This is a genomic window from Algorimicrobium echini (assembly GCF_900115185.1).
Classification (GTDB): Bacteria; Bacteroidota; Bacteroidia; order Flavobacteriales; family Flavobacteriaceae; genus Algorimicrobium; species Algorimicrobium echini.
The window spans coordinates 249,969-274,111 of record NZ_FOVN01000004.1; the positions used below are offsets into that span (position 1 = coordinate 249,969).

General features: G+C 33.3%; 25 protein-coding genes and 1 other RNA gene. 15 read left to right on the top strand and 11 right to left on the bottom strand.

Going from position 1 to position 24,143, the window contains the following annotated elements; translation table 11 throughout:
• Nucleotides 1-52 precede the first annotated feature (52 nt).
• The gene (locus BM239_RS11120) at nt 53-1,198 is read left to right on the top strand and encodes a cysteine desulfurase family protein (protein ID WP_092208572.1); all 1,146 of its coding nucleotides are present in this window, start codon (nt 53-55) and stop codon (nt 1,196-1,198) included.
• Nucleotides 1,199-1,287: 89 nt separating this feature from the next.
• Here BM239_RS11120 and BM239_RS11125 read toward each other — a convergent pair whose 3' ends face one another.
• The 4 genes from BM239_RS11125 to BM239_RS11140 form a co-directional block, all read right to left on the bottom strand.
• Complete coding sequence (locus BM239_RS11125) at nt 1,288-1,785, bottom strand: hypothetical protein (RefSeq protein ID WP_092208574.1); 498 nt, start codon at nt 1,783-1,785, stop codon at nt 1,288-1,290.
• Between the two features lie 94 nt (nt 1,786-1,879).
• The gene (locus tag BM239_RS11130; protein ID WP_092208576.1) at nt 1,880-2,254 is read right to left on the bottom strand and encodes a hypothetical protein; all 375 of its coding nucleotides are present in this window, start codon (nt 2,252-2,254) and stop codon (nt 1,880-1,882) included.
• An 86-nt stretch (nt 2,255-2,340) separates the two neighbouring features.
• Nucleotides 2,341-4,746, bottom strand: coding sequence for a TonB-dependent receptor (locus BM239_RS11135; RefSeq protein WP_092208578.1), 2,406 nt, complete (start codon nt 4,744-4,746; stop codon nt 2,341-2,343).
• Between the two features lie 72 nt (nt 4,747-4,818).
• A complete protein-coding gene (locus BM239_RS11140) occupies nt 4,819-6,510 on the bottom strand; it encodes a M23 family metallopeptidase (protein ID WP_092208580.1) in 1,692 nt (563 codons plus the stop codon).
• A gap of 175 nt (nt 6,511-6,685) precedes the next feature.
• On the opposite strand from BM239_RS11140, the gene BM239_RS11145 reads away from it, so the two are divergent.
• The 4 genes from BM239_RS11145 to rny all read left to right on the top strand — a co-directional run bounded on the left by BM239_RS11145 (nt 6,686) and on the right by rny (nt 9,096).
• Nucleotides 6,686-6,976: a hypothetical protein gene (locus BM239_RS11145; protein ID WP_092208582.1), complete on the top strand. Its 291-nt coding sequence runs from the start codon at nt 6,686-6,688 to the stop codon at nt 6,974-6,976.
• Between the two features lie 16 nt (nt 6,977-6,992).
• The gene (locus BM239_RS11150) at nt 6,993-7,286 is read left to right on the top strand and encodes a cell division protein ZapA (protein WP_092208584.1); all 294 of its coding nucleotides are present in this window, start codon (nt 6,993-6,995) and stop codon (nt 7,284-7,286) included.
• 55 nt (nt 7,287-7,341) lie between these two features.
• Nucleotides 7,342-7,469, top strand: a non-coding RNA gene (gene ssrS / locus BM239_RS11155) — 6S RNA.
• A gap of 55 nt (nt 7,470-7,524) precedes the next feature.
• A complete protein-coding gene (rny, locus tag BM239_RS11160) occupies nt 7,525-9,096 on the top strand; it encodes a ribonuclease Y (protein WP_092208586.1) in 1,572 nt (523 codons plus the stop codon).
• Nucleotides 9,097-9,145: 49 nt separating this feature from the next.
• Here the strand turns inward: rny and xerD are convergent, their stop codons facing one another.
• A complete protein-coding gene (xerD, locus tag BM239_RS11165) occupies nt 9,146-10,057 on the bottom strand; it encodes a site-specific tyrosine recombinase XerD (protein WP_092208588.1) in 912 nt (303 codons plus the stop codon).
• Between the two features lie 205 nt (nt 10,058-10,262).
• Here xerD and BM239_RS11170 point away from each other — a divergent pair, with 205 nt between their 5' ends.
• From BM239_RS11170 to aroQ, 6 genes are all read left to right on the top strand, one after another.
• Nucleotides 10,263-10,934 carry a porin family protein gene (locus tag BM239_RS11170; protein ID WP_092208590.1) on the top strand — a complete coding sequence of 224 codons (672 nt, stop codon included), beginning with the start codon at nt 10,263-10,265 and terminating at the stop codon, nt 10,932-10,934.
• Nucleotides 10,935-11,042: 108 nt separating this feature from the next.
• A complete protein-coding gene (locus tag BM239_RS11175) occupies nt 11,043-11,633 on the top strand; it encodes a hypothetical protein (RefSeq protein WP_092208592.1) in 591 nt (196 codons plus the stop codon).
• A gap of 92 nt (nt 11,634-11,725) precedes the next feature.
• On the top strand, nt 11,726-12,388 hold the full coding sequence (locus BM239_RS11180; RefSeq protein WP_092208594.1) for a porin family protein: 663 nt from the start codon (nt 11,726-11,728) through the stop codon (nt 12,386-12,388).
• Nucleotides 12,389-12,496: 108 nt separating this feature from the next.
• Nucleotides 12,497-12,997: a porin family protein gene (locus tag BM239_RS11185; protein WP_092208596.1), complete on the top strand. Its 501-nt coding sequence runs from the start codon at nt 12,497-12,499 to the stop codon at nt 12,995-12,997.
• A 168-nt stretch (nt 12,998-13,165) separates the two neighbouring features.
• Nucleotides 13,166-13,804 (top strand): porin family protein, encoded by a 639-nt coding sequence (locus BM239_RS11190; RefSeq protein ID WP_092208598.1) that lies wholly within the window; start codon nt 13,166-13,168, stop codon nt 13,802-13,804.
• Between the two features lie 64 nt (nt 13,805-13,868).
• Nucleotides 13,869-14,291 carry a type II 3-dehydroquinate dehydratase gene (gene aroQ / locus BM239_RS11195; RefSeq protein ID WP_092208600.1) on the top strand — a complete coding sequence of 141 codons (423 nt, stop codon included), beginning with the start codon at nt 13,869-13,871 and terminating at the stop codon, nt 14,289-14,291.
• A gap of 154 nt (nt 14,292-14,445) precedes the next feature.
• Here aroQ and lpdA read toward each other — a convergent pair whose 3' ends face one another.
• The gene (gene lpdA, locus BM239_RS11200; RefSeq protein WP_092208602.1) at nt 14,446-15,822 is read right to left on the bottom strand and encodes a dihydrolipoyl dehydrogenase; all 1,377 of its coding nucleotides are present in this window, start codon (nt 15,820-15,822) and stop codon (nt 14,446-14,448) included.
• 136 nt (nt 15,823-15,958) lie between these two features.
• On the opposite strand from lpdA, the gene BM239_RS11205 reads away from it, so the two are divergent.
• Complete coding sequence (locus BM239_RS11205; RefSeq protein WP_092208604.1) at nt 15,959-17,254, top strand: TlpA family protein disulfide reductase; 1,296 nt, start codon at nt 15,959-15,961, stop codon at nt 17,252-17,254.
• A gap of 46 nt (nt 17,255-17,300) precedes the next feature.
• Here the strand turns inward: BM239_RS11205 and msrB are convergent, their stop codons facing one another.
• Complete coding sequence (msrB, locus tag BM239_RS11210) at nt 17,301-17,783, bottom strand: peptide-methionine (R)-S-oxide reductase MsrB (RefSeq protein ID WP_092208606.1); 483 nt, start codon at nt 17,781-17,783, stop codon at nt 17,301-17,303.
• Nucleotides 17,784-17,934: 151 nt separating this feature from the next.
• Here msrB and BM239_RS11215 point away from each other — a divergent pair, with 151 nt between their 5' ends.
• Genes BM239_RS11215 through BM239_RS11225 form a run of 3 tightly spaced genes read left to right on the top strand, consistent with a single transcriptional unit; the run spans nt 17,935 to nt 20,852 of the window.
• A complete protein-coding gene (locus BM239_RS11215) occupies nt 17,935-18,765 on the top strand; it encodes a M48 family metallopeptidase (protein ID WP_092208608.1) in 831 nt (276 codons plus the stop codon).
• A 57-nt stretch (nt 18,766-18,822) separates the two neighbouring features.
• Nucleotides 18,823-20,130, top strand: a complete 1,308-nt coding sequence (locus BM239_RS11220; protein ID WP_092208610.1) for an MFS transporter — start codon at nt 18,823-18,825, stop codon at nt 20,128-20,130.
• A 20-nt stretch (nt 20,131-20,150) separates the two neighbouring features.
• Nucleotides 20,151-20,852: a hypothetical protein gene (locus BM239_RS11225; RefSeq protein ID WP_092208612.1), complete on the top strand. Its 702-nt coding sequence runs from the start codon at nt 20,151-20,153 to the stop codon at nt 20,850-20,852.
• Nucleotides 20,853-20,936: 84 nt separating this feature from the next.
• Here the strand turns inward: BM239_RS11225 and BM239_RS11230 are convergent, their stop codons facing one another.
• Genes BM239_RS11230 through BM239_RS11245 form a run of 4 tightly spaced genes read right to left on the bottom strand, consistent with a single transcriptional unit; the run spans nt 20,937 to nt 23,930 of the window.
• Nucleotides 20,937-21,659 (bottom strand): head GIN domain-containing protein, encoded by a 723-nt coding sequence (locus tag BM239_RS11230; RefSeq protein ID WP_092208614.1) that lies wholly within the window; start codon nt 21,657-21,659, stop codon nt 20,937-20,939.
• Between the two features lie 36 nt (nt 21,660-21,695).
• Complete coding sequence (locus BM239_RS11235) at nt 21,696-22,790, bottom strand: DUF4097 family beta strand repeat-containing protein (RefSeq protein ID WP_092208616.1); 1,095 nt, start codon at nt 22,788-22,790, stop codon at nt 21,696-21,698.
• Nucleotides 22,791-22,800: 10 nt separating this feature from the next.
• Nucleotides 22,801-23,355: a hypothetical protein gene (locus BM239_RS11240; protein WP_092208618.1), complete on the bottom strand. Its 555-nt coding sequence runs from the start codon at nt 23,353-23,355 to the stop codon at nt 22,801-22,803.
• A gap of 11 nt (nt 23,356-23,366) precedes the next feature.
• Nucleotides 23,367-23,930, bottom strand: coding sequence for an RNA polymerase sigma factor (locus BM239_RS11245; protein ID WP_092208620.1), 564 nt, complete (start codon nt 23,928-23,930; stop codon nt 23,367-23,369).
• Between the last annotated feature and the right edge of the window lie 213 nt (nt 23,931-24,143).

The following is a 24,143-nucleotide window of genomic DNA, read 5'->3' on the forward strand; positions in this document are numbered from 1 at the left end:
AATTTTATTTCTTGTAATTTTGTACGATTAATTTACGGAGACCTATAAGCTTATGAAACCAGTATATTTTGATAGTGCAGCAACCACAAAAGTAAGAGATGAAGTTATAAATGCTATGACAACTGTTATGCGTAATGATTATGGTAATGCTTCTTCAACACACAGTTTTGGTCGTTCATCAAAAGTATTAATCGAGCAAGCTAGAAAAACAATTGCCAAGCAGTTAAACGTGAGTGCTGGTGAAATTGTTTTCACATCAGGTGGTACAGAAGCGGATAATTTAGCGTTGCAATGTGCCATTCGCGATTTAGGGGTAGAACATATTATAACCTCCAAAATTGAACACCATGCGGTTTTGCATACTATTGAGCAACTGGAAAAAACATGCGGTATACAAGTAAGCTATGTAAAGCTAGATGCTGATGGCCAAGTAGATTTCAATCATTTAGAAGAACTTCTTGAAACTCATGGAAAAACTTTGGTTAGCCTCATGTATGTTAATAATGAAATAGGAAATATTTTAGATGTCAAACGTGTGAGCCATTTATGCCAATCTAATAACGCCTTGTTTCATTGTGATGCTGTACAATGTATAGGTCATTATCAATTAGATTTACAAGATATTCACATTGATTTTCTAGCGGCAAGTGCCCATAAATTCCATGGACCAAAAGGCGTTGGTTTTGCTTTTATTAGAAAAAATTCTGGTTTGAAACCGTTAATTTTTGGTGGTCAGCAGGAGCGTGGCATTCGGGCAGGTACGGAAGCTGTTCATGATATTGTTGGATTAGAAAAGGCCTTTGTTATGGCCTATGCCAATTTGGAAACGGAAAGCGCGTATGTATTAGAATTAAAACGTCATTTTATTGCTGAATTAAAGCTAGCATTTCCAGATGTTCGTTTTAATGGCATGTCTGGTAATTTAGAAAAAAGCACTTACACCCTAATTAATGTATGTTTACCTATTCCACCTGAAAAAGCATTGATTTTATTATTTCAAATGGATTTGAAAGGGATAGCTTGTTCTAAAGGAAGTGCCTGTCAAAGTGGAAGTACAAAAGGATCACATGTTTTGAGTGAAATTTTAAGTGAAGCTGATTTAAAGAAACCATCCATTCGCTTTTCATTTAGTATATATAACACAAAGGATGAAATTGATTATGTGATTTCTGTTTTAAAGGAATTTGTAAAAGCGTAAGCAACTACCTATTATAATTATAAGGTCCAAAATATAAGCATATAGATGCTTGAATTTTGAACCTTATCTCTTAACACTAAATTAAAATTTTAAGCAGCAATTTTAGTTGTTACCAATTGCTTTGAAATTCGTGCCTGCCATTTTTCTAGCAGCACTTTTTCATTTGTCATTTCAAAATTGATATCCACATTGAAGAATTCCAAAACAAAGTCCTCTTGACCTTTAGTGCGTAGCACGAGATCAATCCGGTCCGTTTCAATTTTATTGGTTGTTTTGTTTTTTATGGTTCTATCTGTTTTATGAATGTAGCAGTCCGTTACCTGGCTTAAATCGGCTGTAATCCAAACGGTTTCTTCATCCGTTTTTTTAGAATATACCAGTTTATTTTCCGAAACATCTAAAGCAATCGCATAATAGGTTCCCCAGAAATCCATTTCGGAAACATGCACGTTTTTTGTTTGAGCATCCGCTATAAAGTTGTTTTTAGCTTTTTTCTTTTGAATGTTTTGAGACATTTGAATGTACACAAGTGGTAGAGTAATAATTGTTGCAATTACTAAACCGATGATAATAGTATTTAAATCCATGTTTTTTATTTTTTTAGAATGTTTAAAATGTGCTTAATTAAAAGCAGGAGATAGTGGCTGAAAGTTCAGCGAAACAAAAACTAAAAAAAGGATTTTAAATAAAATCGTGGAATGGGAAGATGCAGGTTTGTGTATTGTAACTCGGTATAATATGTTGTCCTGTTTTAACATATTGATTGTCTCGAGCTGTTTGCGAAGCGTCTAAAACAGTAACCGTATTGTAGGATACAAAACGGTCTTTAGAAACGTCTGCAAGTTCAAAATCAGTAGGTGTGTTGCCTAAAATTTCAAGATCTTGATACGCGTAATAACGAGACGAATCATCTTTAGATTGTTTATGAGTCGATTGTGTTTTAAACGTGTTTTCCGAAAACGAATCTACAATAACATCATGAATAGCCGTTCCGAAGTTTAAAACATAAACTAGGAGTAAGGAAATGGCTATATGTAATTGCAATTTTGTTTTCACAACACAAAAGTAGTAAAAAGTAGAATTCGTTGATTCAAAACTTTGTTAAATTGTTGTTTAAAAAATAATATACTTTAACACATTAATTAAAACCGCATACTCGTTCGCACATTAAACACACGCGGTGTTAGGTAATTTGGAATCGCGTATTGACGTTTGCTATACACATCACGAACCCAGGTGTTGGTAATCGAGTTTTGTACATCAAACACATTGAAAATTTCAATGCCAATAGATAAATATTTAAAGGGCTTTCGCCAGCCACTTTGGTAATCATCTTTATCATCAACAATAACATATTGAAAACCTACATCGGCACGCTTATAATCTGGCAATCGGTTTTGATACTCATACGGATCGGCATAACTCGGTGATCCTCCTGGAAGTCCTGTATTGTAAACCAAGTTTAAATACATTTTCATTTTTGGTAAATTGGGTACATAATCTTGAAACAACGCGGCAAACTTTAAACGCTGATCTGTTGGTCTGGCAATATAACCACGATCATCAATGTTTTCTTCGGTTTTTAAATACCCAAAACTAAACCAAGATTCGGTTCCTGGCACAAACTCGCCATTCAAGCGCATATCCAATCCATAAGCATAGGCTTCGGCATTATTTTTGGCTCTGTAGCGAATACGTACGTTTTCTAAAGTGTACGGATTGACATCGGTTAATTTTTTATAATAAGCTTCCGTGGTTAACTTAAAGGGTCGGTCCCACATTTTAAAACTGTAATCGTTTCCAAGAACAATATGAAACGATTTTTGAGCTTTTACATCTGGCCTTACGGTTCCTGAAGAATCGCGTAACTCTCTATAAAAAGGCGGTTGGTAATACAAACCAGTTCCAATACGGAATAGCATATCTTTATCCCAATTGGGTTTAATAGCGAATTGTGCACGCGGACTAAATACGGTTTGGCTTGTACTTTCAATGCCTTCACCACTTACGGTCCAATTGTGAACACGTGCACCCACATTTAACCACGCTTCATTATCACCAATATCCATCCGTCTGCTCCATTGTAAGTAAGCTTGTAGTCGGTCAATTTGTGTTTGGTTTTTAGCACGCACGTTTTGAAAAGCTTCCAATGGTCCTGAATATGGCGAATAGGGTTGGTCATTAAAGGCATCTGAACTCGGTGGATTTATAGAAAAACCAGCAGAATCAATAACTTCCCATTCTACTAACCGGTCGCGAATATCTTCATTGGTATATTTTATAGACCATTCAAAATCGTTATCGTCTTTCTCATAGCTTCCTTGGTGCTCAATAGTCGTAATTAAAGCGTCTAAATCATTTCTTCCGTGGTTTAATTGACCACCAATACCTTCACTAAACTCCACTTCACCCAAATCTTCATCGCCAATATTGGTGTTTACTTCACCTAAACGGTATTGTGCCAAAATATCAAAATGTTCTTCTTCAACGGTGTGATATGTGCTAGCAATAAGATTCAATGTTAAATCGTCATTAACTAAATAAGTTCCTTTTAAAGCTCCAAAATAGGTTTCGTATTTATCGCGTTCTTGACCTTCATAAAACACCAATAGGGCAAGCGGATTCTGAAGCGTTCCAAAATTGGTTTGGCGTGTCTCGGGTTCATAGTTGTATTTGTTAATGGAGGCGTTTCCTAAAAAGCTCAATTGAAATTTATCGGTAAATTTATAGGTTAAATAGGTTTGCACATCGGCAAATTTCGGATCGTAATTCGTTTCCGTTTCCTTGGCATTCACCAATAAACTGTTATCACGATAACGCATGCCAACAATACCTGTAAATTTAGAATCTTTACTTTTTCCTTCAACTGATACACTAGCACCCAATAAGCTTAAATCGGCTGTTATGCCAAACTGATAGGGTTTTCTGTAGGTAATATCTAAAACGGATGATAATTTATCGCCATACTTGGCTTGAAATCCGCCTGCTGAAAAATCGACATTCTGAACTAAATCTGTATTTACAAAACTTAAACCTTCCTGTTGTCCAGAGCGAATAAGAAATGGGCGATAGACTTCAATACCGTTAACGTACACTAAATTTTCATCAAAATTTCCACCACGAACGGAGTATTGTGTACTCAATTCATTGTTACTGCTAACACCTGGTAAGGTTTTTAATAAATTCTCAACACCGGAATTGGCGCCTGGAATATTTCTAATGGTTTCCGGTTGCAGGGTAATAATTCCTTGAACATCTTTTCGCGTTTTTCCAGAAATAACTACGGTTGACATTTGCTCAACCGCTTCATCCATAACGGGATGAAACTCGACCTCTTCACCATTTTTAAGATTAAAGGTTGCGGTTACAGATTTAAAGGTTATATGAGTAAACGTAACAGTTACTTCTTGATTAGCAGGTATTTTTATACTGTAATACCCATTTTCATCGGTTGTAGTTCCTGAATTTGAAGCCGTAATATTAACGTCTGAGATAGGTGTGTTGGTTTTGTTTAAAATAACACCTTTTAAGGTTCCTGTTTGCGCCATGGCTGTAACTGAAACCAATAGCAAAAGAACAACGAAAACGGAAAGTGATTTATATGTCAAGGTTTAAATTTTTTATTTTCGGAAAAAGGTTGTTTCAAAAGTAGAATTATTTCCCACATTATCTGTTACAATTATCTTTAAATTATTTTTTGTTTCAGATGAAACATTATCATTAAAATCATAAACCAATAAATTTGTTTTATAATCATACTCCATTAAAATCCATTTGCCATTTATTGTAGCGCGATAATTAGAAATTCCTGAACCTTCATCTTCAATCTTCACTTTTAAAAAGCGGTATTTACTCAACCATTTACCATCTGTAAAATTAACTGGTTTTATACTTGGGTTAACCGTATCAACAGTTAAGGCATAGGTTCCTAGTGTTTTGTTATAGGTAGTTAAGGTGTTTTCTTTTCTATAGGTTTTTGAATAAATGGTATATTGGTTTCGCCATCCAACTAAACGCGCAATATACAATTTATCGGAATCTTGATTTTTATAATTACTAATATCATAAGTAATTGAAAAATTCTCACGAAGTGGTATGGAGTCATCATGTAACGTAATGGTATCATTATTGACTTCAAAATTGATATAAAAATCATCGAAAAATGCATCTTGCGGAAAGTAAACAGACACATTTTTATTTACAAGTTCGTTGGCTTTTTTGGAATAAATATGAAATGGTGTTTCTATAACTTCTTTTGGTTTAACATCAGCTGTTTTTACACCTTCAATATTTATGGTAAGCCATACATCATTATTGTGAAAATCTTTAACGCGGACTTTATAGACAGATGCTGTACTATCTTCTACTTGGATGAAGCCATTATCCTCAATATTTTTTAACATACTTAAGGTGTTGCCGCTTTCTACAAATAATTTTTGAAGTCGTTCTTTTTTATCTGTATAATGGCCATAATCAATATACCTATTTAATAGTCTGGATTCATCAAAAGAAAACCGTTTAAAATCCATTTCAAATTTCTGATTCCCATTATAAAAGGTTTGAATGTTTTCAACACCATTCTTATTGGAGGCCAAATCTTGTCTGTCATTAGCTTCAATAGCAAATCCAATTTTTCCAAAGGCTTGAATAGTTTCAACGGTATAATCGCCATTTGGTGTGCTAATTAACCGTAGTTTCTGTCTTTCTTTGGTCGTATTAATATGAGAATCTTCAGAAATAGGGTAGGCGTATACTTCTGTTATAATAGGTTTTGTGGTATCTTTTATGTCCATGCCAAAATATAACGGATTAATTGGACGCTCATTATTATCACGAATTTCAAAATGTAAATGAGGCCCTCCAGAACCTCCTGTATTACCACTATAGGCAATAACGTCACCTTTTGTAATGGGTAATTCATTTATGTTAGGAAAAACTTCAATCTCAAATGTTTCCTGTTCATATTGTAATTTTTTAATATAGGCTTCTAACGTTGGTGAAAGTTGTTGTAAGTGTGCATAAACCGTAGTATAACCATTTGGATGCGTTATATAAAGCGCCTTACCATAACCAAAATGTGCAATTTTTATCCGACTAACATAACCATCGGCAGCAGCAAAGACCTTTAAGCCCTCGCGTTGTTGGGTTTTAATATCTAATCCTGAATGGAAATGGTTGGAACGTAATTCACCAAAGGTTCCAGATGGAATGATGGTAACATCCAAGGGATGTCTGAAATAATCAGTAGGATAAGGGGTTTGTGCGAAACCTAAACAGGCGAATAATAAAAAAAAGGTGAGGAATTTTTGCATAAAATGGATGTTGTTGCTAAAATATCAATTTGAATCAAATTGAACAAGTAAAACCGTAAGCTTTGGTATGAAAGCCAATTAAAGAGGTAACGTAAATAATTAAATATTTATTGAAAAACTATTGTTATTTAATTTGAGGTATGTTAACTTTGTGAGATAAGTATGGATATGATAGATGAGTAAAATTGAAGAAACTGTAAATGCTTTAGAAAACAAAATCAATCAGGTTTTACATAAGCAGCGACTTTTAAAAGAAGCGAATATTAAATTACAGAAAGAGCTACAATCTTCTCAACAAATACTTCACTCTCAAAAGGCGGAAATCGTTAAATGGGAAGAAAAGTATGAAGCGCTAAAAATGGCCAATTCCATGCTTGGCAGTGACGAAAATAAAAGAGAAACAAAACTCAAAATAAACGCATTAATTCGGGAGATTGATCATTGTATTGCGCAACTTTCCGAATAATGAATCATAGTTTTCAATGTCAGAAAAACTAAAAATTAAATTATCAATAGCCAATCGGGTGTATCCATTAACAATTACACCGAATCAGGAAGAAGGGCTGCGAAAAGCCGCCAAAAATATTGAAGCTATGATAAAGCAGTTTGAGCAAAGTTATTCTGTTCAAGATAAGCAAGATGTGTTAGCCATGTGTGCTTTGCAATTTGCTTCTCAAGTGGAACAGAAAACATTAGATAAAGACTATGCGAATGAAACGGTAGAATTAAAGTTAGATGCTTTAAACGATCTGTTGGATGCGCATTTAAACTCTTAACGTTCTTATAAATAAAATAAAGGTTACTGCCTGCATTAGTTATTTTTTTTGATAAACTCAACACGAATTCTTTAAAAAGGGTGAGTTTAAGTTGTAAAAGCATGCTGTTAGTGCTGAATTTTTTCAGTATCTCGAACAGACCCTTGATCAGCTTGGTATCCCTAAACTTGTTTTAAGGAGTTTATACAAAACTTTATTCTGGTGCAGGCTTTTTTTATATAAATTAATCAACTAGAAAATGGATAATACAATTATTATTGTAGGAGGAATATTATTAGGTATCATAATTGGTTTTATAGTCGCTAAAGTTTTAGAGCGCAACAATGCATCAAAACTTATAAAAAGTGCAAAAAAATCGGCAGCAGCTATCTTAAAGGAAGCTAAAAGTGAAGGAGAGTCTATAAAAAAAGATAAAATACTTCAAGCAAAAGAAAAATTTATTGAGTTAAAATCAGAGCATGAAAAAGTGATTAACTCACGTGATAAGAAGATGGCTGATGCCGAAAAACGTACACGTGATAAAGAATCGCAGTTATCTGGTGAGCTTTCTAAAAGCAAAAAATTAAATGAGGGTCTTGAAGAAAAAGTAAAAGACTATAACCATCGTTTAGAAGTTATTAGTAAGAAGCAAGAAGAAGTAGATAGGCTACATAGAAGTCAGATTGAACAGTTAGAAGTTATTTCTAGCTTGTCTGCTGAAGATGCAAAATTCCAATTAATAGAATCGTTAAAAGGTGAAGCTAAAAATGATGCTATGGCTTACATTCAAAGCACCATTGAGGAATCTAAGCTGACAGCGCAACAAGAAGCTAAAAAAATTATTATCAATACCATACAACGTATTGGTACCGAAGAAGCGGTTGACAACTGTGTCTCTGTTTTCAATATTGAGTCGGATGATGTTAAAGGCCGTATTATTGGTCGTGAAGGTCGTAATATCCGTGCCATAGAAGCTGCAACGGGAGTAGAGATTATTGTTGATGATACACCAGAAGCTATTATCTTATCTTGTTTTGATTCTGTACGTCGTGAAATTGCAAGATTGTCGTTACACAAATTAGTAACCGATGGTCGTATTCACCCAGCGCGTATTGAAGAAGTGGTTCAGAAAACAACCAAACAAATAGAGCAAGAGATTATTGAGGTAGGAAAACGAACCATAATAGATTTAGGAATTCATAACCTTCATCCAGAGCTAATAAAAATGGTTGGACGTATGAAATACCGTTCATCTTACGGACAAAACTTATTACAGCATTCACGTGAGGTTGCTAAACTTTGTGGTATTATGGCAGCCGAATTAGGATTAAACCCAAAAATGGCTAAACGTGCCGGATTGTTACATGATATTGGTAAAGTGCCTGATGCCGAAGCAGATATGGAAACACCGCATGCTATATTAGGAATGCAATGGGCTGAAAAATTTGGTGAGAAAGATGATGTTTGTAATGCTATTGGTGCTCACCACGATGAAATAGAAATGAAATCCTTATTAGCACCAATTGTTCAAGTTTGTGATGCTATTTCAGGAGCAAGACCAGGAGCAAGACGTCAAGTTTTGGATAGTTATATTCAGCGTTTAAAAGATTTGGAAGATATTGCTTTCGGATTTGGAGGTGTTAAAAAAGCGTATGCTATTCAAGCAGGTCGTGAATTGCGGGTTATTGTAGAAAGTGAAAAAGTGGATGACCAAAAGGCAGCTGATCTATCCTTTAGTATTTCACAGAAAATTCAAACCGATATGACCTATCCTGGACAAGTTAAAGTTACAGTTATTAGGGAAACCCGAGCTGTGAATATCGCGAAATAAGAATTTATTACACATACCATTCAAGTCCTTCCGTAAAAAGAAGGACTTTTTATTTTCTAGGATGATATGTTTGAATAGCTTTCTTTAATTGCTTTTTATCCAGATGCACATAAATTTCTGTAGTCGTAATGCTTTCATGCCCAAGCATCATTTGTATGGCTCTTAAGTCTGCGCCATTTTCTAATAAGTGTGTGGCAAAGGAATGTCTAAACGTATGTGGCGAAATGGTTTTATTAAGGTTTATTTCGGCTGCTAGTTTTTTAATAATAGTGAAAATCATAGCACGAGTTAGTTGCTTGCCACGATTATTTAAAAATAAGGTGTCGTTATATTCTTTTTGGATATCAATGGCAGAACGTACATCGCGAATATATATATTAATATATTTTTGAGTTGTAGGACTAATAGGAACAAAACGCTGTTTATCCCCTTTACCAGTAACGTTAATAAAACCTTCATCAAAAAATAAATCTGAAATTTTTAGGTTCACCAATTCACTAACACGTAAGCCGCAACCGTAAAGGGTTTCTAACATGGTTCTGTCGCGCTCTCCAATCCGAACTTGGTTATATTCTTTGGTTAAATCTATGGCATTAATTATACGGTCTATATCAATTAAGCTTAAGGTGTCTGGAAGTTTTCTACCAATTCTAGGCGATTCAATTAAATCGATTGGGTTGTCAGGTCTATAGTCTTCAAAAACTAAATAGCTAAAAAAGCTCCGTAGTCCTGAAATGATTCGTGATTGAGAACGCGGATTCATGCCTTTAGATATCTGATATATAAATTGTTGAATTGTTAAATGGGTAATGTGAATGGGAGAGGTGCAAATATTATTAGTGTCTAAATAGGAAATTAATTTATCAATATCAAAAGAATAACTGGCAATGGTATTTTGAGATAATCCACGTTCAATTTTTAAGTATAAATTAAAATCAGATAAAGCTTGGTTCCAAGTCATTTAATTACATATTATTTTTAAGAACTAAAAGTATGTAATTCTTACTGTATCCATTAAATTGTTAATAACTTATAATGTATTTTATTGATATTAAACAATTTAAAACAAAATGTTAATTAAATTGTTAATAAGTATGACTGAAAGCCCATATAATTAGAAAAAAAGTGGTTAGTTTGTGATAATCAATTAATTAAAATATTTTATTATGAAAAAATTATTTTTAAGTACCGCTATTGCTTTTTTTAGTTTTGCCACAGTTTCGGCACAGGACGTTCGGTTTGGTGTTAAAGGTGGTGTTAATTTTGCAAATGTAGCTGGAGATTATGGCTACACTGGTTTTGATGAAGTTTATGGAGATTCTGAAATGAAAGTTGGCTTTCATATTGGTGGTTTAGCTGAACTGAAACTCTCCGATAAGTTTGCATTACAACCAGAGTTATTATTCTCGAGTCAAGGATACAAGTCCAATTATTTTGATTTTGATGATCGGAAAGTGGATTATAACGTTAATTTAAGTTATGTAAATATCCCAATCATGGCTAAATTTTTTCCAATTGAAGGTTTGAGTATTGAAGCTGGACCACAAGTAGGATTTTTAGTGTCTGCCAAAGACGAGTTTAATGATTACGAGAATGATTTGTTTGATGACGATGAAGATATAGATACCAAAGATTTATATAAATCAATTGACTTTGGATTAAATTTTGGGGTAAGTTATGAGTTACCAAGCGGTTTATTCTTTTCGGCACGCTATAATTTAGGTTTGTCTAAAGTTGATGATGAAGATTTTTACGATGATATTGATGGTGATTTCGGTTTGTTTTCTTTTTCACGTAAAAACCGTGTGATTCAATTATCTGCTGGATTTATGTTCTAAAAATTGAAATTTTATATGTTTAAAAGCCAAAACATTGTTTTGGCTTTTTTTATTTGTGCAATTTGTATATCTTTAAGTATATCAATCTTTTAACTAAAACTAACAATTATGAAAAAAACAATCTTATTCACTGCTATGGCAATTTTTGGATTTTGTAAAATGAATGCTCAAGATGATTTTGTTGAAAAAGCAAAAACTGGTGGCTTTTACATTGGTGCAAACATAGGTTTACCGTTAAGTACTGCTAGTGATATTTCATCATTTAATTTTGGCTTTGATGGTGCTTATCTTTTTGAAATTATTGATAATCTGGAAATAGGAGGTTTATTGGGTTATACCCATTTTATTGCTGACGGTAGCTATAGTTATAATACATATTTTGATGATGAGTTTGTTGTTATAGCCGATTATAAAGATGCATCTTTTATACCAATTGCAGCTTCTGCTAGATATTATTTTGCAAACAGAAGGTTCTTTGGAGGATTAGATCTAGGCGTTGGAGTTAATGTATCTGGTGATGCTAAATCAGGGTTTTATGCACGACCAAAATTTGGTTTTGATTTAGGTGCTATAGCTTTAATTGCTTCTTTTCAAAGTATATCAGGAGGTGTTGATTATGGCGACACGTATTATGGTGGAAATTATGTTTCTGGTAGTGGTTTTAATTCCTTTAATTTCGGTGTAGAATTTGGATTTTAAAAAGTAATTATAAGTGCTTTTAATTTGGTGAATTTATGGATTCGGGTTATTTTAGCCGACTCAAAAAATATAAACTTAATTAAATTTATCACATGAAAAAATTATTACTTTCTGCTGCCATTGCAGTAATTGGTTTTACTCAAGTATCAGCTCAAGAATTTAGCTTTGGCCCAAAAGCTGGTGTTAACTTTGCAACTTTAACAGGAGATGTTGAAGATGCAGAATTTAAAGTAGGTTTACACATTGGTGGTGCTGCAGAATATATGTTTAATGAAAAAATGGGACTTCAAGCTGAATTACTTTTTTCAATGCAAGGCGCTAAAAATGAATACACAGAAACATTTTCAGCTGGCGGTTTTACAGAAGAATTATACGAAAAGGAAACTTTAAAATTAAACTATATTAATTTACCAGTAATGTTTAAATATTACATTGTTGATGGTTTTAATGTGGAAGTTGGACCACAAGTAAGTTTTTTAGTTTCTGCTAAAAGTGAGTTTGAATTTGAATATACAACTTCAGCAGGTGGAAGTGAGTCAACAGAATCAGGATCAGGAGAAGTTGATGTTGATGACGAGTTAACAGCTATTGATTTTGGATTCAACTTTGGTTTGGGTTATAAATTAGATAACGGCTTGAACTTTGGTGCTCGTTATAATTTAGGCTTGGCGAACATTAATGATGAAGATGAATTTAGCGATGATTTCAAAATTCATAATGGTGTCATTCAACTTTCTGTTGGATTTATGTTTTAATTACAATATTATGCATTATTTAAAACCGAAGCTTTGCTTCGGTTTTTTTTGTTTCTGTTTTTAAGTAAATTCTTGTTATATTGTTAAAACAATTTTAATTATAACATCATGAAAAAACATTTTTTAACATTTTTTGCTACGCTAACGTTAGGTGTCATAACATATGCGCAGTCGGGTTTTAACATAGGAGGCAGCATAGGTTTTCCTGTAAATGATTCTCAATTCGATTTCACTTTCGGATTTACTGTAGACGCCAATTATTTATTTGAACTAAACCCAATTGTCGCTCTTGGTCCTGCTACGGGATATGGCCATGGATTTGGAGATAGTTACTATGTAGGTCCTTTTGTTGGAAACATAGAAGTAGAAGATTATCAGTATGTACCCGTTGCACTAGCTGGTAGGATTAAATTGAATAGTCGTTTAGTTACTGGTGCCGATTTAGGATATGCTATTGCGGTAAGCGATATTGATGATGGAGGTTTTTACTTTAGACCTATGATTGGTTTTAATTTAAATGAGCGTTTTCAGTTAAATGCAAATTATGTTGGTATAAGTGATTATTACTATTGGTCCACAGTTAATTTAGGGTTTTCAATTAATCTTTAATAGCATAACGCCTAATTTAAAGACCGAAGTTGATGCTTCGGTTTTTTTTGTTCTCTTTTTTTTTGTTTTTCAAATGCGTTATAAATCTTACTAAAAAAGTCAAACTAAGCTTAAAAAAAAATGAACTTTTGCTATATAATAATTATAAACCCTAAAATAGCAATACAGATGAAAAAATTAGTTTTATTACCCGTATTATTCCTTTTTACCTTAACCTCAACCTTTGCGCAATCAGATTCAAAAGCAATACAATTAGGTGTTAAAGGAGGTGTAAACTTTTCAACAATAACTAGTGATGATTTTGATGATTTAGAATCTCGAACCAGTTTTAATGTAGGTTTATTAGCCGAAATTCCAATTACTGAACGTCTATCAATTCAACCAGAGGTTATGTATTCTGGTCAAGGTTTTGATGTTCGTGAAATAGATCAAGATAATGCTTTTGATACGGATGATAATATAGAGTATCAATTAGATTATATTCAAGTACCAGTATTGGTTAAAGTTTATTTAGTTAAAGGATTAAGTGTAGAAGCTGGACCACAATTTGGTTTTAAAATTCATGAAGAATTAGACTTTCAACCAAATTCTGATGGAGGCGATATAGAAATTAATCAAGACGATTCCTATGTTAAAGATTTCGATACAGGTTTGGCTTTAGGAGCAGCCTATAAATTTGATAATGGCTTTTTTGTAAATGGTCGTTATACATTTGGATTAACGGATATTTTTAAAGACGATACGTTATTTGAAACTGTAGATGCCAAAAATGCTCTTTGGCAAGTAGGCGTTGGATTTATGTTCTAAAATGTTTTGAATATCATAAAAAAAACCGAGGTTAACGCTTCGGTTTTTTTTATACCTTTACTTTATGAAGAAATTAATCATCATTAACGGACCTAATTTAAATTTGTTAGGAAAACGGGAACCGCAAATTTATGGCAGTTTAACGTTTAATGAGTTTTTTGAAACCATTACATCAAAATATCCATCAATTTCAATGGAACATTTTCAATCCAATATTGAAGGAGAAATTATAGATAAGCTTCATGAAGTTGGATTTACTTATGATGGTATTATTTTAAATGCGGCTGCTTACACGCATACGTCTGTTGGTATAGGAGATGCAGTTGCGGCTATTGAAACGCCAGTTATAGAGGTTCATATTTCAAATACCTACAAACGCGAAGACTTTAGACACCAATCCTTTGTAGCAGCTCATGCTAAAGGTGTTATTGTAGGTTTTGGATTGCAAAGTTATGAATTAGCTATACAAAGTTTTATTCCTTTTTAAACACCCTAAAGTAAGGAACTTTTAAACTTGAGAAAACTTTAATTAATAATCATAAAAAAAATGCGATTCAAAATTCGAATCGCATTTTATTTCTTTTAAGAGTTGAAAGTCTGGTTATTTTTGAATTCCCAATAACTATCGTAAAGCATAGGCCTTATAAATGAATCACTTCTCCATAAGCATCGGCAACTGCTTCCATAACCGCTTCACTCATGGTAGGGTGTGGATGTACGGCTTTTAATACTTCATGGCCTGTTGTTTCTAATTTTCTACCTAAAACAGCTTCAGCAATCATATCTGTAACACCTGCGCCAATCATGTGGCAACCTAACCATTCACCATATTTGGCGTCAAAAATTACTTTAACAAAACCATCTTTTGCTCCAGAAGCACTTGCTTTTCCTGATGCAGAAAAAGGAAATTTACCAACTTTAATATCGTAACCTTTTTCTTTAGCTTGTTTTTCTGTTAAGCCTACAGACGCAATTTCTGGCGATGCATAGGTGCAACCCGGAATATTACCGTAGTCTAAAGCTTCTACATGCTGTCCTGCAATTTTTTCAACACACAATATGCCTTCCGCAGATGCCACATGTGCTAATGCTTGTCCTGGCGTTACATCGCCAATAGCATAGTAACCAGGTATATTTGTTTGATAGTAGTCGTTTACAAGAATTTTATCACGATCTACAGCAATACCAACATCTTCTAAACCAATTTTTTCAATGTTTGATTTGATTCCAACAGCTGATAAAATAATATCTGCTTCAAGAACTTCTTCGCCTTTTTTAGTTTTAACTGTGGCTTTTACACCAGTTCCTGACGTATCAACTTTAGTAACTTCGGAAGATGTCATAATTTTAATTCCACTTTTCTTAAAGGAACGTTCTAATTGTTTCGATACGTCTTCATCTTCAACAGGCACCACGTTTGGTAAAAATTCAACAATGGTTACATCTGTTCCCATAGCATTATAAAAGTAAGCAAACTCGACACCAATAGCACCAGAACCAACAACAATCATTTTTTTAGGTTGTTCTTTTAAAGTCATTGCTTCACGGTAACCAATTACTTTTTTACCATCTTGAGGTAAACTTGGTAATTCGCGTGAGCGTGCACCAGTTGCTATTATTATATGATCGGCAGAATATTCTTTACCATCAACGTCAACTTTTTTTCCAGGCTTTAATTTTCCAAAACCTTCAATAACGTCAATTTTATTTTTTTTCATTAAAAACTTAACACCATTGCTCATACCTTCTGCGACACCTCTGGAGCGTTTAACAACCGCATCAAAATCTTTATCAGCTTCTTTTACAGATAATCCATAATCTTCCGCATGTTTTAAGTATTCGAAAACTTGAGCCGATTTTAAAAGGGCTTTTGTAGGAATACATCCCCAATTTAAACAAACACCACCAAGGCTTTCTTTTTCAATTACAGCTGTTTTAAAACCTAATTGCGATGCTCTAATAGCAGTTACGTAACCTCCAGGGCCACTTCCAAGAACAATAATATCGTATTTACTCATCGTGAAATTTTTAATCGTTTTTTGAAGCTACGAATTTACGAAACATAGCCGATATAATAAATAATTATCATTTTAATATTCCCAGTTTACTATTTTTACGTTTATTGTTATAAATCTATTTTTTAAAATTTTGTTTATGAAACGAGTCATCCCTTTGTTATTGTTAACTCTTATCTTATTTCAGTCATGTCTACAAGAAACAAAATCACCTGTTAAAACTAACAAAGCTACTGTACTTAAAGGGTGTGTTTATGGAAGGGATAGTGATACTTTAATATTGGTGAAAGCTCATCAAGATACGCGGTTTGACACCATTGCATCCATTCCAATTCTGGATTGGGAATTTGAATTTACTTTTAATCCTGAAGAAGTAGAATTGTACCATTTAGTTTTTAAAGATGAACTTAATGAAGGCGCTTGGAGACCAATTGAATTTTATGCTGATCAAGATACTATTCAATTTGTTCTACATAGTGCGACAGATTTTTTTGAAAATGAGATTAAAGGTGGTCAAATAAACACTTTATTTAAAGACTATCAGGAAAACATAAATAGACCTTACGGACTAAAGTTAGAAGGTATTTATAAAATATTTGATTCCATACCCTATAGTAGCATGTATTCTGAAACCTATCAGGAAGTTTTAGAAAAATTGAATACAGCCGAAACACCTGAAGAACGTGAAACTCATTTTAATACCATGGAAGCTTTAAAAAAGCAAGGGTTAGATAAAAATGAGCTTGGTAGAAAAATAGATGCAGAAGTGGCAACCGTTCAAGATACGTATTGGACAGAAAAATATACATTCATTAACAAAAATCCATCAATTGTTAGTTATTCACTTTTAATTGAAGATTTACAAAGTTTGAGTTATAATCCTGCACCTAAAGAGAAATTGATTTTCGCTTTAAATAATTTAAATGAAGCATTTCCAAATCATTCGTATACCGAGTTATCTCAAAACTTATGGATTGGTTATACCGAAATGACACCAGGTGGTCAATACATTAATTTTTCGGCTCCAGATATGGATGCCGTGTATCATGAGTTAAAACCATTTGTAAAAAAGAATGACGTATTGCTATTAGATTTATGGGCAACTTGGTGTGGACCGTGTATTGTAAGATCCAGACTTATGAAACCTGTTTATGAAAAATATAAAAATAAAGGCTTTGATATTGTTGGAGTGGCAGGAGAAAAAAAGAATTTAGAAGCTTATAAAAAGTTTATGAACGCTGAACAATGGCCGTGGAAAAATTTGATTGAGTTAGATAACGAAAATAAAATTTGGGAAAAATATAATATCATGAATGGTGGAGGCGGAATGTTTCTCATTTCAAAATCTGGTGAAATTTTAGCCGTTGATCCTACTGCAGAGGAAGTGGAGGCTATTTTAGAAAAACAACTGCTAAATAATGACGTAAAAATATAAACTCTACAAGGTATTTGTTTCGTGCTATTATTTGTATGCGTTTATTTTAAGACTCGGGAATAAATTTTAAAGCTGCACCATTAATACAATGGCGTTTTCCAGTAGTTTCTTGTGGGCCATCATTAAAAACATGACCTAAATGACCACCACATGTTGCACAGTGTTCTTCATTCCTAGAATAACCTAAATCATTATCCGTTCCAAAAGCAACATTGCCTGCTATAACACGATCAAAACTTGGCCACCCAGTACCAGAATCAAATTTATGTTCACTTTTAAACAAAGGTGTTTCGCAAGCAGCACAAACATAAATTCCTTTTTTAAAGTTTTTATCTAACGGACTTGAAAATGGACGTTCGGTACCAGACTCACGAAGTACATAAAACTGTTCAGGCGTTAATTCTGTTTTCCATTCCGCTTCTGTTTTAGTAATTGGAAAGGCTTTACTGTCATTAGAATTCTTTTTTTGTGCATTGCTATTACAACTAAAAAATAGTGTTAATAACAGTGCAGATAGCATATATTTCATAATAGGTTTTTTTATTTGGTCGATAATACCATTAAAACATAACAGCTTATTTAAAATTATATTTATATAGCATATATTTGTAACCTACAGATTTTAGTGTATTTAATATGGTTCATTTTTTGTAGATTTAAAATAAGAAAACCCTAAACTCATGAAATTCAAACAAAAAATAAGTGGATTGTTAACCGTTATTCTAGTAGCATCTTGTGCAACAAATCCATTTACTGGAAGTCAAACCATGGCTTTAGTTTCGAATGATCAATTATTTCCAACTTCATTTCAACAGTATAATCAAGTATTAGCCGAAAACAAAGTAATATCAGGCACCTCTCAATCTGAAATGATTAAACGTGTTGGTCAGCGCATAGCTGTTTCTGCAGAGCGATGGTTGAATGCAAATGGCTATCAAGGGTATTTGGATGGTTATAAATGGGAATATAATTTAATTGAATCGGAACAAGTTAATGCTTGGTGTATGCCTGGTGGTAAAATTGCTTTTTACACAGGAATTTTACCAATAGCTGAAAACGAAACAGCCATTGCAGCTATCATGGGGCATGAAGTTGCTCACGCATTAGCCAATCATGGACAACAACGAATGAGTGCAGCATATATTCAGCAAGGGATTGCTTTAGCGGGAAATGTATTGATTGAAGACAATCAAACACGAGATATTTTTAACCAATCTTACGGAATTGGTTCTCAAGTAGGTGTTATGCTACCATTTAGTAGAAGTCATGAAACAGAGGCTGATAAAATAGGATTAATATTAATGGCAGTAGCGGGTTATAATCCAGAAGAAGCGGCTAATTTATGGAGACGAATGGATGCCAACAGTGGCGGACAAGCACCACCCGAGTTTTTAAGCACGCACCCTGCAAATGCATCCCGAATTGAGAACTTAACCAATTTAGTACCTCAAGCAAATTCTGAAGCTAAAAAGTTTGGTGTTACTGATTACAGACCATTGGGAAAATATTAGTCGTTTAAAAATATTTGTTTACTTTAGGAGCTGCTCAAAAAATGGGCAGCTTTTTTTATGAAACAACCATTACCAAAAGGCAATAAAAAGCTACTAAATGCCTGGGCTTTTTATGATTGGGCCAATTCAGTTTATACCCTGACCATTGCTTCTTCAATTTTTCCAATCTTTTATTCAGCATTATTTGTTTCAGAAATAAAAGTGGTGCCTGCTTTTGGTTATGAATTTAAGAGTACTGCACTTATAACATTTGTAACTGCTTTTACATTTTTAGTAGTTTCAATTTTATCGCCTTTATTATCAGGAATTGCAGATTACGTTGGTAATAAGAAATTCTTTATGAAATTTTTCTGTTATGTTGGAGGTCTTGGTTGTATTGGATTATATTGGTTTAGTTTAGATCACATTTATATTAGTTTGGTTTGTTACTTTATGGGACTTATTGGCTATTGGGGAAGTTTGGTTTTCTATAACTCTTATTTGCCAGATATAGCATTTCCAGAACAGCAAGACCGTATTAGTGCTAGGGGGTTTTCATTAGGTTATGTAGGAAGTGTTATTTTGCTGATTATCAACCTTATTATGGTTATGAGTCAAGAAACTGGTGAAGCTAAAATGACCATGATGCGATGGTCTTTTGTTATGGTTGGCGTTTGGTGGATTTTATTTAGCCAGTATACCTTTTATATATTACCCAAAGGCGTGAAAAACGATAGAAAAGTAACCCGTAATGTAGTATTAAATGGTTTTAGAGAATTACGCCAAGTATGGCAGCAACTAAAAAGTAATTTACGCTTAAAACGATATTTAGTAGCCTTTTTTGTGTTTAGTATGGCGGTACAAACTATTATGCTTATAGCAGTTTATTTTGGTGAAGAAGAAATTAAGTGGGTTGATGATAGCCAAAAAACAATGGGATTAATAGTAAGTATTTTAGTGATTCAAGTAGTCGCTATTCTTGGGGCTGTATTAACTTCCAGAGCGTCTGAAAAATTTGGAAACATTAAAACGTTAATAGCAGTAAACATTATATGGATGCTATTATGTTTTGCCGCTTATTTTGTTATAACACCAGTTCATTTCTATATTACTGCAGGATTTGTTGGATTGGTAATGGGTGGTATTCAAGCATTGGCGCGATCTACGTATTCTAAATTCTTACCAGAAACTGCAGATACCACATCCTATTTTAGTTTTTATGATGTGGCTGAAAAAATAGGAATTGTCATTGGGATGATTATTTTTGCAACTATAGATCAAATAACAGGAAGCATGCGTAATGCCATTCTATTTTTATTTGTATTTTTCTTGTTTGGAATTTTACTTCTATTTAGAGTGCCACGTGAATCTAACAACATCTTATAATTTAATATAAAATTTGGAACATGAAACAATACCTAAAATCTTTGACACTTTTATCCATTTCAATCTTTTTTATCACCTTCACAGCGTGTGATAATGAGCCGCTTGATGCTGGCTTAAACGGTGCCGATGGCAATGGAAATAATGAACCAAGTGGCAACACTACGGGAGATTATTGGCCAAGAGCAGAAGGGAATACATGGACGTATAATGCATTGGGCGGAACGGAAGAAACCTATACCATAATAGGAACCGAAATTATTGATGGTATCAATTACTTTGAATTTGATAATTTATTAGGTATTCCAGCATGGATGCGTAAAGGTGGTGCCAATTATTATGTGCGCAATGAAGTTTATTATGAGCTTCCTGGTTTTGAGGTGCAGTCAACACCGTTTGTAGTAAATATGCTTAAGGATGATGCTGAAGTCGGTGAAACATGGAGTTCTAATGTTAACTATACACTTTCGTTTACACCAACAGATGGTTCACCAGGAATTCCAGATACACCTGTAAATGCACTATATACGTTAGAAATGATTGAACGGGATATGACTAAAACCGTAGAGGGAATTGCGTATACCAATGTTTTACATGTGCATTTAGTTGTGTCGGCATCGGGACAAATTGAAGAAGCAGATTATTTTTACGCAAAGGATATTGGCTTAATTGAATATATCTCAGGCGGTGGTTCTGTTACTTTATTAGAATACACATTAAATTAACGTAATTTAATGTCACTTTACAAAAAACCCGAAGCATGTGCTTCGGGTTTTTTTGTATCGCTCCTAATAAAATTCGTCTGTATTTTACTTCATACTCACACTGCCAGAACCTGATACTTTGGTGTCTTCCTTTGCTGGATTTCCTTTGTAAGTTACATCTCCAGAACCTGAAACACGCACTTTTAAATAAGCATTACTTACCACTTGAACATCACCAGAACCTGAAATAGTGACTTCCGTGTTATCCGCTTCCAAACCATAACAGCTGTAGTCTCCTGAACCCGATATTGTAATTTCTAAATCGGTTGTTTTTCCGTTTAATGTAATGTCTCCAGAACCAGCCAAATGGCTTTCTATTTTGTTCGCCACAATATCCAAAGATACATCTCCCGATCCTGCCAAATCCACTTCAAATTCATCAGCATTAATTGGGTCATTGGTATATAAATCTCCTGATCCAGCTAAACTAACTTGATCAATATCCTTGAAAGGAATTGTTACTTTAATCGTTTTACCACTGCTGGTTTTTAAATTAATATTATTCTCTGTTTTTACAATTAGTTTTCCGTTTTTGACTTCGGTTATTACGTATTGTAATAAATTTTCTTCACCTTCAATTTTTAATTTTCCTTCGGTGCCAGCTACTAAAATATAATCGAATGGTCCTGCGCATCCTATTCCCTCATAATCGTCTGTGGTTCTTTCAATAGTAACAACGTTGCCGTTTCCTGAAACTTTTTTACCGAATTGTGCACAGCTTATGGCGCTGGTTAATAAGATGGCTAATAATAATACGTGATTTTTCATACTTTTTGTTGTTATTGGTTATTAATTGGTTGGTGTTTAGTTTTTGTCAATGGTAACGCTTCCGTAATCTGAATTTATCCTGATGTTATTGTTTGTCGTTGAGGACCCATAATAACCTTGGTAATATTTGCTGGTAGATTCGTCTCGTTTTTTATTAAACTCAAACCCGTCATGACTGCGAAGCGAGGCATAATCTAAATCTATTTCAAAGTTGAAATGATATCCCGTTTCAAAACCAATATGTATTCCTACATAATCTGAATTTATAGTTAGGTTTCTGGCGCTTGCTTTGATGTTTTTTATTTTAATAGAGCCGTAATCTGAATCTAGAGTTACATTCTTATAAATATCACCTAAAACAACGGTTAAATAATCGCCAATACCATCAATATTATTAGCTCTATCTGCGGTTAGCGAACCATAATCGCAATCGTATTTTAAATCTTCAATCGTTTCAAATTTGGATCTGGTATAATCGGCTTCAAGATTGATGGTTTTTGCTTTTGCAACTGTAAATTCGCTGTAATCAGCATTAATAGTTCCGTTGTTTATGTATTCAAAATAGGAGTTTTTGGTATAATCAAATTCAATCTGATTATTGGTACCCATGAGTTCTTTAGTGGTTATTTTACCATAATCGCAATTAATTTTGGCATTCCCTTCTAGTTTATCCAAGTTAATACTGCCATAATCATTGTCTAAATCAACAGAATTGGTCATAGGCATTTTTACCACATAATTTACCTTCATGTTTATACTACTATTATTTCCCCAATTCCACCATGAATTAGATTTTCCTTTATTAAAAATAGTTTTTGCAGACACGTAATTGGTGCTCGATTCAAAATCTACATGAATATTATCTATTTTTTCACGGACCTTATCTTCATTATTACCACTAACTGTAATGTTTACCGTTATTTCAATACGATTTTCATTCCAGGTAACAATGTCTAAATTGCCATAACTATTATCAATTTTTAAGGTTGCATTTTTAGAAACATTGTAGGACTTTCTAATTGTTTTTTCTTCGGTGTGTTTGTCGCGGTTTTCAGGATTAACAGATGCTGAAACTAGAACTGGTAGAAGCGCAAAAATTAGGGTTAATTTATATAGGATATTTGTTTTCATGAGTTCTGTATTAAAGGGTTTTTTCTAATATATTATTGTTTAATTCTTTTACGTGTTCAATTTGTTTTAAGGTGTTTTCTAGTACTTCAATTCGGTTTTGAAAGTTGGAAATCATGGCGTATATGACGCGTTGGTCTTGTCCACTTTCAATTAAATCTGAAATAAGAACATTGTATTCTGCTTCCAATCTATTTAATTGCACCATGGCATCTTTTATTAATAAACGGGTATCACTATTAGATGATGCTTCTAGTTTTTTTAATTCAGCTGAAATAGTGGCTGTAAAAAAACTTTCTGTTTTAGCCATTTCTGGCGAAACACTTGCTAATCCTGTTATTTCTGGATTTGAATTGGTTCCAACTGTTAAGGAAATTAATAAAACAATAGAGGCTGCAATTCCAATAACAGGTAACCAGAGTTTTCTTATGGAGCCATTGGATTTATAATTTCCAGATTGTTTGTTAAGTTTATCTAAAAACCGTTTTTCATGATTTTTTGCAGGTTGTTGTATATCAAAATCAGCTTGTAAGTCATTAAATAACGTGTCTAAATCGTCTGGTTTCATAATACTTGTTTTTAATAATTTATAATAGGCTCTAGGGCTTGTCTTAATTTTTCTTTGGCACGAGAAATAGTGGTTCTACTATTTGCATACGAAACTTTCATAACATCGCCAATTTCTTCATAATCATACCCTTCAATTAAATGCAGTGTTAAAGCAATTCTATAATTATCTTTTAAACTATTTATAGCCTGTATAATTACTTTTACTTTATTACCGCTTTCTGTTTCTTCACTGCTTATACTCGAACTTTCATCTTCCAGTTTATATAAAACCCCGTCTACAGGAATGTTTTGATATTTACCGTTTTTGTTATAATGATAAATACTTTTATTTACTACAATGCGTTTTAACCAAGCGCCAAATGTCGATGCTTCTTGTAAACTGCTAAGTTTGGTAAAAGCTGATAGAAATGCTTCTTGCATAATATCCTCCGCTTCAAAAGAATTTTTTACTATTCTAAAAGCTGTATTATACATGGCTTTGTAATACCTGTTGTAAATTTCCAACTGCGCGTGTTGGTTACCAGATTGGCACAAAGCAATGAGTTCTTCAGTATTTTTTGTGGTTAGTGTCAAAAATAAATCAGTTTGTTAGTATAAAGATGCTACAAAAACAAAAGTGTTACACTTTATTAGATAAAAAGTTTTTAGCAACAATAAATTCATGGCATATTAATTGAATACTATAGGCAAATATACCGTAATAATACAGCATGAATAGCTGATTGCGAGATGTATATTTATAAAATGAATTATTAAAACTTAAAGAAAATTCTGCTATTATAACTG

Bases quoted from the DNA above. Each gene is read 5' to 3' on its own strand.
- BM239_RS11230 (WP_092208614.1), bottom strand. From the start codon at position 21,659: ATGAAAAATCACGTATTATTATTAGCCATCTTATTAACCAGCGCCATA.
- xerD (WP_092208588.1), bottom strand. From the start codon at position 10,057: ATGACTTGGAACCAAGCTTTATCTGATTTTAATTTATACTTAAAAATT.
- BM239_RS11145 (WP_092208582.1), top strand. From the start codon at position 6,686: ATGAGTAAAATTGAAGAAACTGTAAATGCTTTAGAAAACAAAATCAAT.
- BM239_RS11140 (WP_092208580.1), bottom strand. From the start codon at position 6,510: ATGCAAAAATTCCTCACCTTTTTTTTATTATTCGCCTGTTTAGGTTTC.
- BM239_RS11150 (WP_092208584.1), top strand. From the start codon at position 6,993: ATGTCAGAAAAACTAAAAATTAAATTATCAATAGCCAATCGGGTGTAT.
- BM239_RS11135 (WP_092208578.1), bottom strand. From the start codon at position 4,746: ATGGCGCAAACAGGAACCTTAAAAGGTGTTATTTTAAACAAAACCAAC.
- BM239_RS11125 (WP_092208574.1), bottom strand. From the start codon at position 1,785: ATGGATTTAAATACTATTATCATCGGTTTAGTAATTGCAACAATTATT.
- BM239_RS11205 (WP_092208604.1), top strand. From the start codon at position 15,959: ATGAAACGAGTCATCCCTTTGTTATTGTTAACTCTTATCTTATTTCAG.
- msrB (WP_092208606.1), bottom strand. From the start codon at position 17,783: ATGAAATATATGCTATCTGCACTGTTATTAACACTATTTTTTAGTTGT.
- aroQ (WP_092208600.1), top strand. From the start codon at position 13,869: ATGAAGAAATTAATCATCATTAACGGACCTAATTTAAATTTGTTAGGA.
- BM239_RS11235 (WP_092208616.1), bottom strand. From the start codon at position 22,790: ATGAAAACAAATATCCTATATAAATTAACCCTAATTTTTGCGCTTCTA.
- BM239_RS11220 (WP_092208610.1), top strand. From the start codon at position 18,823: ATGAAACAACCATTACCAAAAGGCAATAAAAAGCTACTAAATGCCTGG.
- BM239_RS11120 (WP_092208572.1), top strand. From the start codon at position 53: ATGAAACCAGTATATTTTGATAGTGCAGCAACCACAAAAGTAAGAGAT.
- BM239_RS11170 (WP_092208590.1), top strand. From the start codon at position 10,263: ATGAAAAAATTATTTTTAAGTACCGCTATTGCTTTTTTTAGTTTTGCC.
- BM239_RS11180 (WP_092208594.1), top strand. From the start codon at position 11,726: ATGAAAAAATTATTACTTTCTGCTGCCATTGCAGTAATTGGTTTTACT.
- BM239_RS11190 (WP_092208598.1), top strand. From the start codon at position 13,166: ATGAAAAAATTAGTTTTATTACCCGTATTATTCCTTTTTACCTTAACC.
- rny (WP_092208586.1), top strand. From the start codon at position 7,525: ATGGATAATACAATTATTATTGTAGGAGGAATATTATTAGGTATCATA.
- BM239_RS11175 (WP_092208592.1), top strand. From the start codon at position 11,043: ATGAAAAAAACAATCTTATTCACTGCTATGGCAATTTTTGGATTTTGT.
- BM239_RS11185 (WP_092208596.1), top strand. From the start codon at position 12,497: ATGAAAAAACATTTTTTAACATTTTTTGCTACGCTAACGTTAGGTGTC.
- BM239_RS11240 (WP_092208618.1), bottom strand. From the start codon at position 23,355: ATGAAACCAGACGATTTAGACACGTTATTTAATGACTTACAAGCTGAT.
- lpdA (WP_092208602.1), bottom strand. From the start codon at position 15,822: ATGAGTAAATACGATATTATTGTTCTTGGAAGTGGCCCTGGAGGTTAC.
- BM239_RS11215 (WP_092208608.1), top strand. From the start codon at position 17,935: ATGAAATTCAAACAAAAAATAAGTGGATTGTTAACCGTTATTCTAGTA.
- BM239_RS11225 (WP_092208612.1), top strand. From the start codon at position 20,151: ATGAAACAATACCTAAAATCTTTGACACTTTTATCCATTTCAATCTTT.